Below are 19,319 nucleotides of genomic sequence, written 5' to 3' on the forward strand. Positions count from 1 at the left end.
TTATGATTATAAAATAAAATGATTACTTACCTCTTCCTGTACCTTACGCTGGCTGCAGGCTTTACATGTCCGGCATCCTTTCTGGCAGCCGTCCATGTCAACGGTGATGTTTGCCGTCATTAATCCCGGGATATATACTATCTGTTCCAGTATAGAAAAATAGTGTTCCTGTATTTCGTTCCTTTGTGCAGCATCAAACAAATGTGGGTTAAACATAAGCTCCAGTCTGAAACAATTCTTAAACTCTGTAACCGTTAATCCAAAATTACATTGCGTAGGAACGGTATCTTCAACAGCTTCACTGATCTGGTATACTGCATTTTTATAATGATCATAATTATGATAATTATAAAAAACGATGTCATCTAAAAACCTTCGGGAGATGTTTAACCCTGGAAGTTCCTCCACCAGTTTGGTAAACGGATAATCTCCATAGTTGAGGTCTTCGAGAAAACATTGCTGTACGTTTTGCAGATAATCAGTTACCTGCATCTCATGATCTATGCGGTTGCGCACCAACAAAACGTTTGCAAAATAACCGATTGATCTGCTGATATCCAGTTCACCGAAATGCCGGGAATTCCTTCCGGAAACAGCTGTACCAACTGTTATATCATCTTCATCCGTCATCTTATTTAATAAAAGCGTCAATGTACCCATCAATACTGCCGAACGTGTGAGGTTATTCTTTTGAGCATACTCATTCAGCTTTTCATATAATACTCCATGTAATACACTGGTACTTCTTATACTCAAATCATCTTCTGTAATATGCTTACGGGAAGACGGGAATTCTAATACCAGTTTAAAGCCATCAAGTTTTGTTAACCAGTATCGTTTAAGTTTTTCACCTTGTTGTGAATACAAAAAGTTACGCTGCCAGCTGGTAAAATCGCGGTAATGGAAGCCAGGCTGTTGAAGCACAGATGTACTTCCCTGCAGATTTTCGTTATATAGCTGCATTAATTCCTTTTGCAGCAATCCTTTGGAATATCCGTCTGTAATGATATGATGCAGTGTAAATAAAACCTGGTATTTACCTTGTTCCGGTTTATAGATATTTACTCTGATAAGGGGAAAAGTATCCAGATTGAATTTACTGAATAGTGCTTCATCTGTAATTTTCTGCCACTCATTTTCAGATTCCAAAGGGATGCATTCAATTGGCTCGAATTTCAGGGTTTCAGCAGACAGTATCTGTTGTTGTAAGATACCATCTGCTTTTATAAATACGGTTCTTAAGATTTCATGCCGTGTTATCAGTTGTTGTATTGCTGCATTAAATGCCGGTATGTCCAGATGTTCATATTCATAAGTTGATACTACCACCCGGCTTTTCACTTCCCAGGGAGCCACATAAAACAGTTGATTGTAAGAAGCAGGCAGCATGTTGGCTGTTTTTTCCACCTTCTCTCCTACCGACAAAAGCATTATCAGAGCTTCCATGCGCTGCTGATAAGCAGTCTTCAGTGTTTCGATAGTAACAGCATCGTATTGTTGGCTGCTGTAACGGATACTTACGCCCATTTTATTGTTTACCACCATACCGTTTACTTCCAGCACTGCTTCCCGTGGCATATCGTCCGGACATCCTTTGCCGTGGTATTCTCCTGAAAATTCAAATATTTTATCGCCTTGTGTTGTTTCAACCCCTGAACCAAAATCACCCAGGTAGTTGAAGGAAATCTGCGGGTTCAATACATATGGCTTACCACCCAGGTAACGTAATATACCATAACCTATACCTTTATTTGGCACACTGTGCAGGTTCTCTTTTATTGCTATCAACTGCCGGACAACATCATCCTTTTGACTCATGTCAAATACAACAGGATGGGTAGTCGTAAACCAACCCACAGTGCGCGTGATATCTATGTCTGTACCAATGTCCTCACGACCGTGGCCTTCCAGTTTAATCAGCACATTTTTAAGATGAAACACATCGTTAAGCGCAAGGCTTAAACCTGTGAGCAGGATATCGTTGATCTCTGTCTGATGGGTTTTATAACATTCGGTTAGTAGTTGCCTGGTGGTATCTTCATCCAGTGAAAGCATACAGGAGGCCGCATCTTTCATCAGGTTACTACCTTCTGGATAATCTACTGGCAAGGTGTCTATAACAACAGATTCTATAGCAGACCAGTACTTGTCTTCCTCTTCCAGTGTTTCGCTCAACGCATAGGCTGCCTGCTTTTCCTGCCAGTATTGGAAAGAATCTGTTTTTAATGGCAGATGGAGAGGCTGCCCTGTCAGGTATTGCTGATAGAGATCTGACAGATCTTCGAATATAATACGCCAGGATACGGCATCAACCACCAGGTGGTGCGCAACCAGCAGGAGACGGTCACCGGATTCCCCACGGAACAACGCAGCCTTAAACAGCGGGCCGGTTGTTAAATCGAAGGTTGACTGGATACGTTCACAGTCTGCTATAAATTGGGTATTATCAGCCTCTTCTATGACCTCAAAGGAATACCCCTGATCTGCACCCTTATTTTCCTGTATCCATCCTGAATTGCTCTTTCTGTACACCATACGTAACGCATCATGATGCAGTATCAGTTTGTCCAATGCGGCGGTTAGTCCTGCTGATGAAATCTGCTCTTTGCTATATAATAAAACGGATTGGTTAAGATGGTGTTTATTGATCATCTCACTCTGGAAAAAAGCGGCCTGTATGGGTGTCATCGGGATGAAACCCTCTGCAAGGCCCTGATCTGCTGTACGATTGACAAGGTTCACATGTTCTGCAAGTGCAGATATAACAGGATACAACATCACATCCTGAATGGTGAGCGTATATCCCCGTTGTTTTAAACGGGATACAATCTGGATAGACTTGATAGAGTCTCCTCCCAATATAAAGAAGTCATCCTTTATACCTACCTGTTCTTTTTTCAGTACTTCTTCAAATACAGCTACCAGTTGCTGCTCTATTTCGTTGCCCGGCGCAACATAAGTAATGCCGGTGTTGAGTTCCAGGCCGGCCATGGCCAATAGTCTCTTTTTATCTACTTTACCATTGGAAGTCAATGGCAATGTTTCCAGTTGTACAAAATTCTCCGGCAGCATATAAGATGGCAGCTTATCTGACAGAGCCTGCCTCAGTTCCAGCGTTTTTAGCGGTTCCTTGCTTACTACATAAGCAACCAGGTAATTCTCGTTTTTATCATTTTTTTGTGTACAGACTACTGCTGCCTCTATTTTATCAGTATTTAACAGCACATTTTCAATTTCGCCCAATTCGATCCTATATCCCTTGATCTTTACCTGGTTATCAATACGGCCAATATATTCCAGTTCTCCATTGGGTAGAATTCTTACGCTATCACCGGAGCGATATAATGTCCCCCCGGTAAACGAATTGGGTATAAATCGCTGGCTGGTTAGTTCCGGTCTGTTTAAATATCCCCTGGCCACGCCTTCCCCTCCAATATATAACTCCCCGGGAGTACCTACCGGTACGAGGTGTTGTTGCTGATCGAGTACATACAAGCTAACGGTAGGAAGAGGTTTGCCTATATTACTGATATTGCTTTCAATATCTGAGGTGGTTATTTCCTTATAGGTCACACACATGGTGGTTTCCGTTGGACCATACAGGTTCAGTATTTTTGTATCAGGATACCTGGCATTCCATTCTTTCAGTTTGCGGGGATTCAATGCTTCCCCTCCAAAATTAACATAGCGCAATTGCAGGCTGACATTCTGTTTGATTAAATTATAAAAAGAAGAAGGTGTCTGGTTAAGTATTGTTACTTTTTCCCTGCCTAATACTTCAAGATAAGCAACAGGATCTATTGCAGTCAACGCCGGGATTACAATTAGTTTACCTCCAAAAAGTAAGGCACCGTACATTTCCCATACAGAAAGGTCGAAGCAGAAGGAATGAAACATTGTCCATGTATCATCGCTCCTGAAATCAAACAATGATTTTTCATTCTTAAATAACCTAACTACATTCCGGTGTTCTATTAAGGTTCCTTTGGGCTTACCGGTGGTACCGGAAGTATAAATTACATATGCAAGGTCAGCAGGTTTGTTGATCAGTGCAGGATTGGTCCTATCATAACATTCTGCTACCTCCATAAATACATGCAGCTCCCTATCATCTATCAACACTTTGCACCTGCTATCTGCGAGCATAAAATCTATGCGTTCCTGTGGATATTGCGGGTCTACAGGCATATAGGCTCCTCCGCTTTTTATAACACCCAGTATAGTAATAACCATCCACTCACTGCGTTCCAGTTTTATGCCTGCCAGATCATCCGGCCGGATATCATATTGTTGGCGAAGATATGCGGCCAGCTGATTTGCTTTTTCATTCAGCTCCCTGTAGGTAAGCCTGGTATTTTCAAATACAAGCGCAATATTATTGGGTGTTTTCTCTACCTGTTCTTCAAACAGGCTTACAATGGTCTTGTTCCGGGGATAATCCACTGCTGTATTATTCAAGGCTGTCTGCAACTGAAGTTTTTCTTCCAGACTCAGATAATCTATCTCATGTACCAGGCTATCAGGAGCCTGCACTAAATTTTCTATCAGCCGGGCCAGCTGTTGCTGCATCTCGTTAATCCTTGTTTCTTCGAAAGCGTTTACATTGTAAGTAAATTTGATAGTAATTGTTTCGCCCGCACTTGCATTTATTGCGAAGTCATAATTAGACAGTTCAAAAAAGCTGGTAGACAATAATGTGGTCTTGGTTTTATTTTCTTCCTGTGTGACACTTTTTTCCACCCTTTCCTGCACCGGGAAATTTTCAAATGAAAGGATATGATCAAATAAATTACTGCCGGAGGCTATTCCTGATTGTATTTCGGCCAGTTGTACATAATGGTGCGGCATTCCTTCCACGGCTGCCAGATGTACTGCTTTCAGCAATTCCCTACCAGTTGTTTCCGGATTATATTGAATCCTTACGGGGATGGTATTGATGAACAGGCCGATCATATTCTCTATTCCTTCCAGTTCTGCAGGACGGCCCGATACGATGGAACCAAATACAACATCACTGGTATTGTTATACCTGCCAAGCAGGATGCCCCATGCGGTTTGAATAAAGGTGCTTTCCGTTACACCGGCAGCAATACACAGAGAGGCTATGGACTGCCTTACAGCTCCTTTAAATACAATCCTTCTTTCCTGCTTAACATATTCTTTATTTTCGTTAGCAACCTTTTTCTGCAAGGTATTCACGGCATCATATCCTGTCAAATGGTCCTGCCAGTATGCGATTGTTTTTTCTTTATCTATTTTACTTAGCCAGGAAATATAACTGGAATAAGGATAAACACTTGGTAATACAGGCATTTTTCCGTTAATCATTGCTATATAAAACCGGAAAAAATCATTAATGAGAATACTACAACACCATCCATCCATGAGGATATGATGGAAGCTCCATATAAACTCATAGGTATCTTCTCCTAATCCAAGTACGGTTAAACGCATCTGAGAACCTGCGTGCAGATCAAATCCCTTTGCCCGGTCTGCAGCTTTGAAATCTGCAATATTTCCGGAAAAGTCAAGATAGCTGAAAGCGCTGTCTACCGTCTTCTTTACTATCTGCAGTGGCCTGTCACCTATTTCCTGTGTAAAGAAAGTTCTTAATATAGCATGGCGGGTAACCAGCTCCTGGTAGCTTTTTTCTAATATTGCTATATTAAAATGGCCTTTTACCTGATAACAGGTTTGTTCTACATAAGCCTGGGATGCAGGAGCACTTAACCAATGGTAATATAGTCCTTCCTGCAAAGGGCTTAAAAAATATACATCTTCTAGCATAACAGTTTATTTAATTTTTCCAACTGATCAATACTTAAATCTTTGTATGTTAAATCAACCGGGCTGAGATGCACGTCTGCTTCTGTAGACAACACCTCAATCAAGGCTTCCAGTCTTTGCTGATAGGCTTGCGTCAGTTCCCTGACTGTAGCTGCATCGTATTGCTGTTTACTATACCCGATAGCCAGTCGTATACGGCCCTGTATCACCTTGCCGGATATTTCCAGCACACCTTCCCGCTGCATATTTTCAGAAAATCCTTTGCCGTGGTATTCTCCCGAGAACTCAAATATCTGATCGCCCTGTTTTGTTTCCACACCTGATCCAAAGTCGCCCAGGTAGTTGAAAGAAACCTGCGGATTCAGCGTGTAAGGCTTACCTGCGAGGTAACGCAGTATACCATAACCGATCCCTTTATTGGGCACTCTGTGAAGACTCTCTTTTACCTCTATCAACTGCCGGGTAATGTCATCGCTGTAACGCATATCAAAGACTACCGGGTAGGTAGTTGTAAACCAGCCAACAGTACGTGTGATGTCTGCGTCTGTGCCAATGTCTTCACGGCCATGGCCTTCCAGTCTTACCAGCACATTATCCAGGTTGAATACATCATTCAGCGCAAGACTCAGTCCCGTCAGCAGAATATCGTTGATCTCCGTATGATAGGCTTTGTAACATTGGGTCAACAGGCGTGTGGTGGCTTCTTCGTCCAGTGTAAAGGCAGTCGAAGCAATATCTTTCATCGAATTACTTCCCTCCGGATAATCTACCGGCAGCGGTTCTATCATGAGTGATTCTACCGAAGACCAGTATTTATCTTCTGCCAGCAATGTTTCGCTCAATGCATAAGCAGATTGTTTTTCCTGCCAGTATCTGAAAGAGTCTGTTTTTAAAGGAAGAAGGAGAGATTCACCTGCCAGGTATTGCTGATACAGATCCGATAAATCTTCAAATATGATACGCCAGGATACCGCATCTACAACAAGGTGATGTGCAACCATCATCAGGCGGTCGCCGGATGCACCGCGGAACAATGCTACTCTGAATAATGGGCCGTCTGTTAAATTGATGGTTGACTGGATACGCTCACAGTGCGTTATAAACTGATCATCTTCTATGATCTCCAGTGTGTAACCCTGATCAGCACCTTTATTTTCCTGTATCCAACCGGCATCACTCTCCCGGTATACCATGCGCAATGCATCGTGATGCAGTACCAGTTTATCCAGTGCTGCGGTTAATCCTGCTGTGGAAAGTGATTCCCTGCTATATAATAAAACGGATTGGTTAAAATGATGCTTATCGATTATACCGCTCTGGAAGAATGCAGCCTGTACAGGAGTCATAGGAATAATTCCCTCCACAAGTCCCTGATCTGTAGTACGGCTTACGAGGCTCACACGTTCTGCCAAAGCTGCTATTACCGGATAAGACATTACATCCTGGATGGTGAGTGTATATCCACGTTGTTTTAGGCGGGATACAATCTGGATGGACTTGATAGAATCTCCTCCTAATCCAAAAAAGTCATCCTGAATACCTATCGGGTGTTTTTTCAATACTTCCTCAAATACTGCCACCAGTTGTTGTTCCGCTTCATTACCCGGTGCAGTGTAAGCGTTACTCATCCCCTGTTCTGTTTCAGGAGCGGGCAGCTTCTTTTTATCTACTTTACCACTTGCTGTCAAAGGCAATGCCGTCAGCTGCATAAAATGTCCCGGCATCATGTAAGATGGTAAATGGGCAGCCAGTGTATTCCTGATTCGTTCTTTTAATTTTTCAGGGCTGTAAAACTCAGGTACTGCTGGTGTTTCACCGGCAACTACATCCGCATGGATAGCATATACATTATACAATTCCGTTCCCAGCAAATCTGCCGGCTGATCGATAAAGGTGTTAAATCCATGTTTTACAAGCAATGTATTAATCAGTTCCAGCCTGTTATTGATATCATGTATTTCCAATACTACCTGCCGGATCTTTTTCCAGTCTTCATCCGTTATTCCCTGCAGCACATCCCACTCTCCTTTTTCCACATCAATTTTCAACAGATCAATTCTTTCAATATTATTTGCTGCTATTACCTGGGAGAGTGTTTCCAGTTTACATTCAAACTGTTGATGCTGCAGGTGGTTCTCCAACAATTCGTCCAGTTCAGACGCAGTTACATCTTCTTCCTTTGCCTGCTCTTTATTATGTATAAATTTCCTTACCGTATCTTTTACATTTTCCGTTTCTGCATACCTGCTGGAGAGTGCTGTAGAACCGGGAAAGTAGGTAAAGGACGCTGTTTCTGCCTTATTGGAAATACCTATATTAAAGATGTTGATATCACCGGGATAAAGGGATGCATTTAATTCCAGTAAGGAATAGATAGGAGGAAGAGGTTCGAAGGCATACACCTTAACACCCTTTGCTACTTTATTTGCGTATACGGAGAACATCCCGATATTGGCACCTATATCCACCACACAAGCGTTATCCGGAATTGTAATACCGTATTTTATGTAAACGCTATCAGTAAATATTTCTTCGAATAACAATTCTACTTCAGACTTATTATAAGCATATGCACTCAGTCCATTCTGCAATGGGAATAACACCGCTCTTCCAGGCAACCCTTTCTCCTTATTTTCTGCAATTTTATTAGCCGTGTAGCCCGTTTCCTCATCAGGCACATAGTACAGTACCAGGTCCTTATTGCCTCCGCTATCCTGTTTCACAGCGGCTACAGCCTCTTTAACGATCTTTTCATTCAGCAATACAAACGGGATTTCGTCCAGTTCAATGCGGTATCCGTTGATTTTTACCTGGTTGTCCTTACGACCTAAAAACTCAATATTCCCATCTGGCAACCAGCGGCCTAAATCGCCGGTTTTATAAATGCGCGTTCCGGCTTTAAAGGGATTGTTTGCAAACTTCAGGTCTGTCAATTGCTCATTATGCAGGTATCCTCTTGCCAATCCGCCGCCACCGATGCAAATCTCACCTGCTACTCCAACAGGCACCATGTCCAACCCGTCATTTAATATATAAATCTGTGTGTTGGCAATCGGGCTGCCTATAGGAACATTCTTATTATCTGTAATGGTACCCTTGTTTATTTTAAGAACAGTAGCACAAATACTCGATTCTGTAGGACCATAAGCATTAAAATAATCACCAATGGAAGAATAACTATCAACACTGTTTTTTATAGCGGCCTCACCGGCGGTGATGAGCTTTTTTAATGTCTGTATTTTCTCTATCTCCATCAACTGCAGAAATGCGGGTGGTATAGTGGCAATAGAAATTTCACTATCATTTATGAATTGCAGTAGCAATTCCGGGTCTTTTTTATCCGCGTCATTGATAATATACAATGTGCCACCGGCAGTTAAAATGATAAATATTTCAGAAACGGATGCATCAAAAGAAGCAGAAGCAAACTGCAATCCTCTTTCCGCCACCTGTATATCAAATATTTCTTTTTGAGAAAAGATGGTGTTGGCAATCGTAGTATGTTCTATCATCACTCCTTTCGGATTACCGGTTGATCCGGAAGTGTAGATAACATATGCAAGGCTGTCTGGAGCCACCATTACACCGCAAGAAGATACAGGCGTATCAAGTGTATCCAGCTGGATATCTATGGCGAGTAAATTGCCGGTATAACATACAAGGTCAAACATAAAATCGGCTTGTGTAATCAGCACGTTTAAAGCTGTTTCCCTGATAATAAATTCTTTCCGGGGCAACGGGTAGCTAACGTCTATTGGCACATAAGCGGCTCCTGCTTTCAGGATACCCAGTATGCTGATGATCAGTTTATCTGATCTGTCCAGCATAATACCTATCAGCTGATCCGGCTGTACGTCGTAATGTTTTCTTAAATAATGGGCTAACTGGTTTGATTTTTCGTCCAGTTCTCTATAGGTGAGTTTTGTATCTCCTGATACAACTGCTGTCAGATCTGGATTTGCAGCAGCCTGTTCTTCAAACAAACGAACAATTGTTTTATCAGGGTAAGTAGTACCGGTGTTATTAAATCCTGATAACAATTGTTGTTTTTCAACTTCATTTAAACAATCCAGCTCGTTGATTGGCTTACCTGGATACCGGATAATATTGTCCAGTAATTTTGTAAGGTTACCGGCGAGGCGCTCTGCTGTTGCCTTTGTATAAATGTCTTTATTGTATTCTATGTTAACAAACAGTTCTTCTCCCGACTGTACAAAAACAAATAAGAGATCGAATTTGCAAATCAGATTGCCCTTGCCGTGGTATCTGCTCACCTGTAATTTGTCCATGTTCATGGAACCATTGGTTTGCATGGTTGACCCTGTTTGTAACGTCATGGCCACATCAAACAAAGCATTCCGGCTTCTGTCTCTTCTCAGTTGCAATTCGTCCACCAGCTGATCAAACGGATAAGCCTGATGTTCATATGCCTGCAGGGTGACTTCTTTTACAGTATTGAGCAGTGCTTCAAAGCTATCTCCTGCTTTAAACTGTGATCTTAATGCCAGTGTGTTGATATAAAAACCTATCTGGTTTTCCAGGTCTGTATGTTCTCTGCCGGCAGTAGGACTACCAATAACGATGTCTACCTGGTTTGTGTATTTATATAGCAATGCGTTAACAGCTGCCAGCAAAGTCATAAACAAGGTACTACCCTGTTCCTGGCTAAGCTCCAGTATTCCCTTACTCACCTGCAGCCCCAGGCTTTTGCTGATGCGTTCTCCGTTAAATGTCTGGATAGCAGGACGTGGTTTGTCGCCTTGCATGTCCAGTACAGGCAGTTCTCCTGCAAATTGGTTCAGCCAGTAAGCACGGTGTTTTTTTGATTCATCCACGCTTAACTGTGCCTGTTGCCAGGTGGCATAATCCTTATATTGAATACGCAGTGGTTTCAGGTGGTTAGTATCTTTATTATATATCTGGAACAATTCCTTTATTAATATATCCATTGACCATGCATCGCTGATAATGTGATGCATGACATAACTGAATATCCATTTATTATCTGCCAACCTATATAGAGTAGTGCGAAGCAAAGGTCCATTGGCGAGATTAAATGGTTTCACCATTTCTTCCAATAATAAAGCATCTATTGATGTTGCTGATTGCCGCAGATCAAACTGCTTTAATGTAAAGCCGGTATTCCCCACAGTATTAATAAACTGCCTTACCTCACCTGTTTCATCTTCCTTAAATACAGTGCACAGAATTTCATGACGGCCAAGTAATGTGAATAAGGTATGCTCTAAGGCTTTTACATCAAGTTCACCTTCAAATACATAAGTACCTGGAATATTATACGCTACATTTCCATCTGCCAACTGACTCAGCAACCATAATCTTTTTTGCGAAGAAGATAAAGGGTAGTTCTGTTGTTGCGGAGCATTGGGAATTTCCTGAAAACTACTACTGGTACGATTCTCTTTGAGGTATTTAACAAGGTCCTGTTTGGCAAGTTTTATTTCTGCTAACAGCGCTGCTGGTATTTTGCTGATATCAGTATGTATTTTTAACTTATCCTCTTCAATTAACTCAATGTTGATATTGAGCGCTAATAATTTGTCGATGAGTACTTCAATCATGGTTTAAAGTATAAAGTTGTTATCAGAATCTACATTGACGTTATTTTCTTCCGTACCTTTTTTAATCCAGGCTTTCCTGGTAATGTCTTTGCTGACATCTTCAATAGTGGCTTTATTAAACAGGTCTCCTAACCGGATCTTAATATCAAATTCCCTGTGGATGTGGGCCAGTAACTGCATTGCTTTCAGGCTGTGGCCTCCCAGGTCAAAGAAATTATCTTTGATCCCTATTCTATCTTTACCAAGGATCTCCTGCCAGATTAACACCAGCTTCTCTTCTGTTTCATTACGGGGTGCTTCATAAGCGACTGTAGTAGTCAGCGATAAACCTTCAGGGTCAGGTAATGCCTTCTTATCCACTTTACCGTTAACGGTTAAGGGCAATGCATCCAGCTGTACAAAGTGAGTAGGGATCATGTACGCCGGTAACAGGTTGTTTAAATGCTGGCGGATCTCTGTAGCATCTTCACCCGTTATATAAGCCACCAGTTCTTTCTCTCCTTCTGCATTCATCCGGCAGATCACCGAAGCGGTATCTATAAATGGGTGTTGGATCAGGGCACTCTCTATCTCTCCTAACTCAATACGATAACCACGGATCTTTACCTGGTCATCTTTACGACCAATATATTCGATCCTGCCATCTGGTAACCATCTCCCTACATCTCCCGTTTTGTACATCCGTTCACCTTTCATGAAAGGGTCTGTTACAAACTTTGCAGCAGTCAGTATTGGTTTGTTTAAATATTCACGTCCCACGCCTGATCCTGCTATGCAGATCTCTCCCGGTACTCCTACAGGACATAAACCTTGCTTTTCGTCAAGGATATAAATCCGGGTAGCGGCAATCGGTTTACCTATCAATATCGGTTGCTGTTCGTGCAATTCTTCTATGATGCAGCCTACAGTGGTTTCTGTTGGGCCGTATTCATTGTATATTCTAATACCTGGGTTAATATTTTTAAGGATGCTTACCTGTTCTGTAGTCACCTGTTCACCTCCCACTATTGCATGTTGAATAGCATCACTTTTTATTTGCAGGTGTTTTAAGATACTGATGTGAGAGGGTGTCAGTTTGATGTTGTTGATAAAACTCTCCCCCCTGAAACTATGAGCCAGGATAGTGGAGATATCGTCCTGCTGGGGATATACATATAACTTCCCTCCCAGTATCAAGGGGCAGAAGATACTTGTTACCGTTAAGTCAAAAGACAACGACGTATATAATCCAAAATTTACATCAGGGGTTTCAAAGTAATAACTGCTGGCCCATTGGATATAACCGGTCAGGTTGCTATGAGTGATGGCACAACCTTTTGGCAACCCGGTGGAACCGGAGGTATAGATCACATAAGCCAGGTCATCCGGAGTATGTGGTACGTTTAAATTCTCTTTGCTGTAATAGTGCCTTACTTCCGCAAACCGGCTGATCTCCGCATCATCCAGCAATACCTTACAACCGCTGTCACTCATCAGGTAGTCAATACGATCCTGCGGATAACTCAGATCAATAGGTACATAAGCACTACCCGATTTCAGTACACCTAAAATCGAGATGATCATCCATTCACTGCGTTCCTGTTTGATACCTGCAAGGTCACTTTTGTAACGATCCCGCAGGTAAGCTGCTAACTGGTTAGCGCATTCATTTAGTTCACGATAAGTAAGCGAGGTGTTTTCAAAAACAACCGCTACATTATCGGGGGTGGCAACTGCCTGTTCTTCAAACAGTGCAACAATAGATTTACTGTTGGCGAAAAAGTCTGATGTACTGTTAAAATCTATCAGTAATGTATTTCTTTCAGTTCCACTTAAATAGTCCAGTGTGTCAATAGCTATTTCAGGTTGATCCATCACTGCTGTTAACAACTGTTCAACATGTGCGGATAAACGCTCTATTGTTGACTTGTTATAGATATCACTGTTGTATTCAATCCCCATACCCAGGCCCTTACCGCTATCACCAACATAGAAGGTCAGATCGAACTTACTGTTTGTCTGTTCTCCTTTGGTATAACGACTGGCTTTCAGGTCTCCTAATTGCTGACCGGTTGTGCCACGGCCATCGGTTTGCTGTACAACCAGCATCACGTCAAATAAGGCGCTACGGCTCTGATTCCGTTTGAGGTGTAGTGTATCCACCAACTCATCAAAAGGGTACGCCTGGTGCCTGTAACCGCCCAGGGTGACGTCTTTTACACGTTGCAGCAGCTCACGGAAGCTGTCACTCCCTTTGAAACGTGTTCTTAAGGCCAGTGTATTGGCATAAAAACCGATCTGGTTTTCCAGGTCGATATGTTCTCTTCCTGCCACTGGACTGCCGATAATCAGATCTTCCTGGCTGGTGTATTTAAATAAAACCGTATTGATCACCGCCAGTAAACCCATGAACAGGGTACTGTCCTGCGACTGGCAATATTCCTTAAGACGATAGCTCAGGTCTGCATTAATCAGCCGGGTTACCGCACCACCATTATATGTTTTTACAGGGGGACGCATCTTGTCTGAAGGAAATTCCAGTACAGGCAGGCTGCCTTCAAACTGTTTTAACCAGTACGACTGGTGTCCTTTCAGGTCTTTGCCAGTCAATGCTTCCTGTTGCCAGCTGGTAAAATCCTTGTATTGGATGGCTAATGGAGATAATGGATCGGTTTCACCATTGAGATGTGCGTTATACAATAACAGCAACTCTCTCATCAATACATCCATTGACCAGCCATCGCTGATGATATGGTGCATCACATAGGTAAACACCCATTTATGATCCTCCACCTGGAATAAACCGGCACGTAATAAAGGACCGCATGACAGATCGAACGCACTTGTAAACTCTTCGTGTAATAGTTCCTCTAATTGCTCTTCATGATTATTTTCTGTGCGAAGATCCAGGTATCTTATTGCAAACATGGCTGCGTCGGGAGCAAGAATAAACTGCCTGATCTCTCCCTGCTCATCCTCACGGAATATAGTACGCAGAATTTCATGTCGTGCTATTAATTTCCTGAAGCAGTTTTCCAATACTGCATTATTCAGTATTCCTTCAAACACATATACCTTGGGGATGTTATAAGCGGCATTACCTCCTTCAAACTGACTTAATACCCATAACCGGCGCTGTGAGGGAGATAACGGATAGTGAGCCGCTGCGCTGGCAGGCAGTATGCGGTTAAATGCAGTATTATTAAGGTTTCTTTTTAAATACGCTACTATCCTGTCTTTATTGAGCCGGATCTCTGCTAATGCATCATCACCCAACTGCCCGCCAAAGGAATCGATAGCGATGTTGTCACCATTTAATGACAACTGCACGTTTGATTTCCTCAACGCTGTTATTATTGATTTAACGTCTTTCATAAAAAGATTTGTGGGGAGGTTATTTTAATAGCCCGGATCAGCACATGCTGACATAAATTTTCCGGTCACCTTTAAAAGGCATTCTACCATGCGCCATCAGCATATTATCGAGCATTAATACATCACCCTTTTCCCATTTAAACTTTATGGCGTGATCAAACTGGAGATCTGTGATCTCTTTGAGGTATTGTTCGGAGATTTCCTCGCCATTGCCATAAAAAGCATATTGTGGGAAGCGATGTTTTTTCCTGGCGTGCATCAGTTTCAGACCTTTATATATTTCTTCCGGTAATCCGGATGGATGGAACTGGTTAGCCTGGTTAAACCATACCTTTTCCTGCGTGGCAGGATGTGTTGCAATACCATAACCTTGCTGGCTAAGGAAAATAGCATCTCCTTCCCAGAAGTATTCAATATTATTCTCCTGGCAGTATTGTTCTATCACCGCCTTATCATTTGTTTCAAAAGTATCCATCCAGCTTTTGCCAACTCCTTTTGATCCACTCAGATAACGTGTATATTTTACGCCTTTCTCCTCAAAATTACTGACGAGGTCCGGGTTGAACTTTTTCAGGATATACCTGCAATCCACGATAGGCGTTTCTCCTCCTTCTTCTGCGGGGATGAAGCAATAGAAGAAAAGTACGTTCGGCCATTTATTGGAATAGGACATTTCGTTATGAAGAGAAATGCTGTATTCTTTGGGGTATTCTGTAGAAGTATAAATAGCAGTAGTCAATTTTGTTCTTGGAGAATTACCATCTACATAATTAAAATGTGACACCCCTGCGTAAGTTTCTTTTACCAGTAGGAATTCTTCCCGGGTATTGATGGCAAACCCTCTGAAAAGTAATGCGCCATTGCTAAGAAGCAGCTCATTTATCTTTTCTTTATTTTCCTGCAAAAAGGTTAAAAGGGTTGACAGATCACAATTGCCACCATATTCAGGTTTGATCACATTTACCACTTGTTCATCCTTATTAAAGGATTCAATAACAATATTTGTATTCATTATTTCAGGTTTTATTTGTGTTATACAACTGTTTTATCAGCGATTAATCCATTCCCTGATGATTGCCTGAGCCATATCGCATTATCGATTTCCGTTGCAAGTGCTTCAATAGTGGGTTCATTGAAAAAGTCTGTCATATCTACTTCCACATCAAACTGCTCATGTATTCTCAATACGATCCTGATTGCTTTCAGACTATGTCCACCCAGGGCAAAGAAGTTATCCCGTATGCTGATATTCTCTGCGTCCACACCTAAAACATCACTCCAGATAGCTACTAATTTCTCTTCTGTTTCATTACCGGCGGGCAGATAAGCACTGCTTCTTTTTACTTCCATGGCATCCGGAGCAGGCAACATCTTCTTATCTATTTTACCATTGGCTGTCAATGGCAGTTGCGCTATCTGCATATAGAATGCGGGGATCATGTAATCCGGCAGTTTTGCATTTAAGTAGTTGCGTAATGCTGACAGATCTACCGAGTCTTTACTCACGATATAAGATACCAGTTGTTTCTCTCCTGCTTCATCTTCCCTGGCCAATACTACGGAGGAAGTAATCCCTTCAAACTGTTGTATTGTATTTTCTATTTCTCCCAGCTCAATTCTGAATCCTCTTATTTTTACCTGATCATCTTTGCGACCGATAAATGCAATACTTCCATCCTTTAGCAATCTTCCCAGATCACCGGTTTTGTACAGGCGTCCTTCTTTTCTGAATGGATCGGGAATGAATTTTCCGGCAGTTAGTTCCGGCCGGTTTAAATAACCGATGGCCAGTCCGTTTCCGCCAATATGAATTTCTCCTGCTACTCCGGCTGGCACCATATTCAGGTAATTATCCAGGATGTAGATGTAGCTATTACCGATCGGGGTGCCCAGTGATATTTTCGGATCATCCGGATCAATATGTTTTGCAAGCTTTCCGATCGTAGTTTCAGAGGGGCCATAGTGGTTAAACACTTTGCATGTTCCCTGCTGTTGTTTGATGGTAGTGATGATATCCCCTGTTAATTGTTCTCCACCGAATATGAGGCATCTGGCAGGTGCAAATAATGTATGTTTTGTCTGCAATGCTTTCCAGTGGGATGGAACAATTTTTATACAGTCCAGCTTTACTGCAGCCATCTTTTCAGGATTCATTACGTCTATTGCTGAAAAGATATGAAGCGCCCCACCTATTAACAGGGAAGTATAAATAACCGTGTTGCCAAGATCCGCAGCGATGGTAGATACCAATCCGAAGCTGTTACAGTCCCTCACATTTGTTCTGCTGATAATACCATGGGAATAATCCACCAGTGAAGCATGACTGATCATTACTCCTTTTGGTTGTCCGGTAGAACCCGATGTATAAATAACATAGGCCATATCAGTGGGAGTCCCGGTTGAAGGCAGATTGTCGATAGAAAGGCTCTTTTCCACCATCCTGAATGCTCCTACCAGCTCTTCATCTACCAATACTTTACATCCACTATCCGACACCATATAAGAGATCCTCTCTGCCGGATACTCCGGATCTATGGGAACATATGCGCCGCCGGATTTCAGTATACCAAGCATTGCTATTATCACCCACTCACTGCGTTCGAGTTTTATACCTATGCGGTCGTTGTTCTTTATATCATAATGTTCCCGCAAATAACGCGCAAAGCGATTGGCCTTTTCATTCAGTGCCTGGTAAGTGAGCGATCTGTTTTCAGATACAAGCGCAGTATTACCCGGTGTTTTCAATACCTGTTCTTCAAACAGTGCAGTGATCGTTTTATTTTCAGGGACATCCATCTGCACATTAGCACATCCTGTTATCAGCTGCTGTTTTTCAGTTTCCGTTAAGAACTGTACCCTGCTGACAGGCATATCTGCCTGTTCAACCATTACCTCCAGCAACTGTTCCAGGTGGCTGGCAAACTGCATTGCGGAACTTTCTTCGTAGATATCTTTGTTGTAGATGATGTTCAGCTGCAGGTCGTCTCCATTTTCAATAAAGTTGAAGTGGAGGTCAAACCGGCAAAGCGGATATTCAGCGTTCCGGTAACCTTTTACGGTTAAGTTGCCCGGCTCCGTTTGTTTGTCTGTTGTGCCGGCCTCATTGTTCTGTAATACGACCCATAGATCAAACAGCGGATTGCGGCTTCTGTCGCGTTGAAGATTAAGGGCATCTACCAATTCATCGAAAGGATATGCCTGATGTTCATAACCGTTGAGCGTTACCTGTTTTACCTGTTTTAATAATTCCCTGTAACTGGCTTCTCCGCTAAATCTTGTTCTTAATGCCAGCGTACTTACATAAAATCCGATCTGATTTTCAAGATCTTCGTGTTCTCTTCCTGCTACCGGGCTACCCACGATAATATCTTCCTGACCGGTATATTTATATAACAACGCATTAACGACTGCCAACAGGCCCATAAACAGCGTACTGCGCTCTTCCTGTAACAGAGACCTGAACTTCGCATTCAGGGATGGCCGGAAGCGTTTAGACACCAACCTGCCGTTATAAGTTTTCACCTCAGGACGGGGTTTATCACCCGCCAGTGCCAACACTGGCAATTCACCTTCATATTGTTTAAGCCAGTAGTCTTTGTGCTGCTCCATAGGCGGACTATTCAGGTACTCCTGCTGCCAGGCGGCATAATCTTTATAATGAATCCGTAATGGTGATAGTGAAGCATCTTCCTGTTTATAGAACTGCAAAAGTTCCCTGATCAGGACACCCATGGACCATGCATCGCTTATTATATGATGCAGGGTATAAGTAAAGATCCATTTATGCGCTTCTACCTGGTATAAGTTCGCGCGGATCAATGGACCATTTACAAGGTCAAAGGGTTTGCTGAACTCTTCCTGCACTGCCTTCCTGACCATCTCTTCCTGTTCCTGCTCATTCCTGAGGTCATGATGACAAATACAGAATCCGGTATCTGCAGTATCGCAGATAAACTGCCGGATCTCTTTCTGCTCATTTTCACGAAACACCGTTCTGAGGCTTTCATGCCGGTTCAATAATGCATTAAATGCATATTCCAGTGCAGTGTTATCCAGTTCACCTTCAAACTCATATACTCCCGGCATATTATAGGCAATCCTGGCTTCTTCGAATTGACTCATGATCCATATTCTGCGCTGGGCAGAAGACAATGGATAGCCTGTTTGAACACTAGCCGCGCAGATCTGGTTATAGGTCGACTTTCTTGTCTGCTGTATTAACTGTGCCTGTTCTTCCAGGATAGCTCTTGTAAATAACTCCTTCAGGCTCAGTTTTACTTCCAACACCATATGGATGCGGCTTGCCAGTCGGATTGCCTTCAGGCTATGGCCTCCCAGGTCAAAAAAGTTATCCTTTATGCCAATTTTATCCCTTTGTAGAATCTCTTCCCAGATCTCTACCAGTTTTGATTCTATCTCATTGCGGGGGGCTACAAATTCCACTCCGGAAGACATACCGGCACCTATCATTGTACGCAACGCTTTCTTGTTGGTTTTGCCATTGGCCAGCTGTGGCATTTTATCCAGCTGTTTGTAATAAGCAGGCAACATGTAGTTAGGCAGCTTTTTACCCAACCAGGCACGCAGCTCACTTAC

The 19,319-nt window shown here is 42.4% G+C and carries 5 protein-coding genes; all 5 read right to left on the bottom strand.

From position 1 onward, the window contains the following. Nucleotides 1–6: 6 nt before the first annotated feature. A complete protein-coding gene (locus BM176_RS31735; RefSeq protein ID WP_090108442.1) occupies nucleotides 7–5,787 on the bottom strand; it encodes a non-ribosomal peptide synthetase in 5,781 nt (1,926 codons plus the stop codon). Continuing rightward, nucleotides 5,781–11,369: a non-ribosomal peptide synthetase gene (locus BM176_RS31740; protein ID WP_090108443.1), complete on the bottom strand. Its 5,589-nt coding sequence runs from the start codon at nucleotides 11,367–11,369 to the stop codon at nucleotides 5,781–5,783. The genes BM176_RS31735 and BM176_RS31740 overlap by 7 nt, the downstream gene beginning before the upstream one ends. 3 nt (nucleotides 11,370–11,372) lie before the next feature. Then, nucleotides 11,373–14,723: a non-ribosomal peptide synthetase gene (locus BM176_RS31745; protein WP_090108444.1), complete on the bottom strand. Its 3,351-nt coding sequence runs from the start codon at nucleotides 14,721–14,723 to the stop codon at nucleotides 11,373–11,375. A gap of 37 nt (nucleotides 14,724–14,760) precedes the next feature. After that, on the bottom strand, nucleotides 14,761–15,735 hold the full coding sequence (locus BM176_RS31750) for a TauD/TfdA family dioxygenase (protein WP_090108445.1): 975 nt from the start codon (nucleotides 15,733–15,735) through the stop codon (nucleotides 14,761–14,763). A gap of 20 nt (nucleotides 15,736–15,755) precedes the next feature. Next, on the bottom strand, nucleotides 15,756–19,319 hold a 3,564-nt coding region (locus BM176_RS31755; protein WP_143097978.1), incomplete at its 5' end, for a non-ribosomal peptide synthetase.

Source organism: Chitinophaga sp. CF118 (genome assembly GCF_900112615.1).
In the GTDB taxonomy this organism is placed as follows: Bacteria; Bacteroidota; Bacteroidia; order Chitinophagales; family Chitinophagaceae; genus Chitinophaga.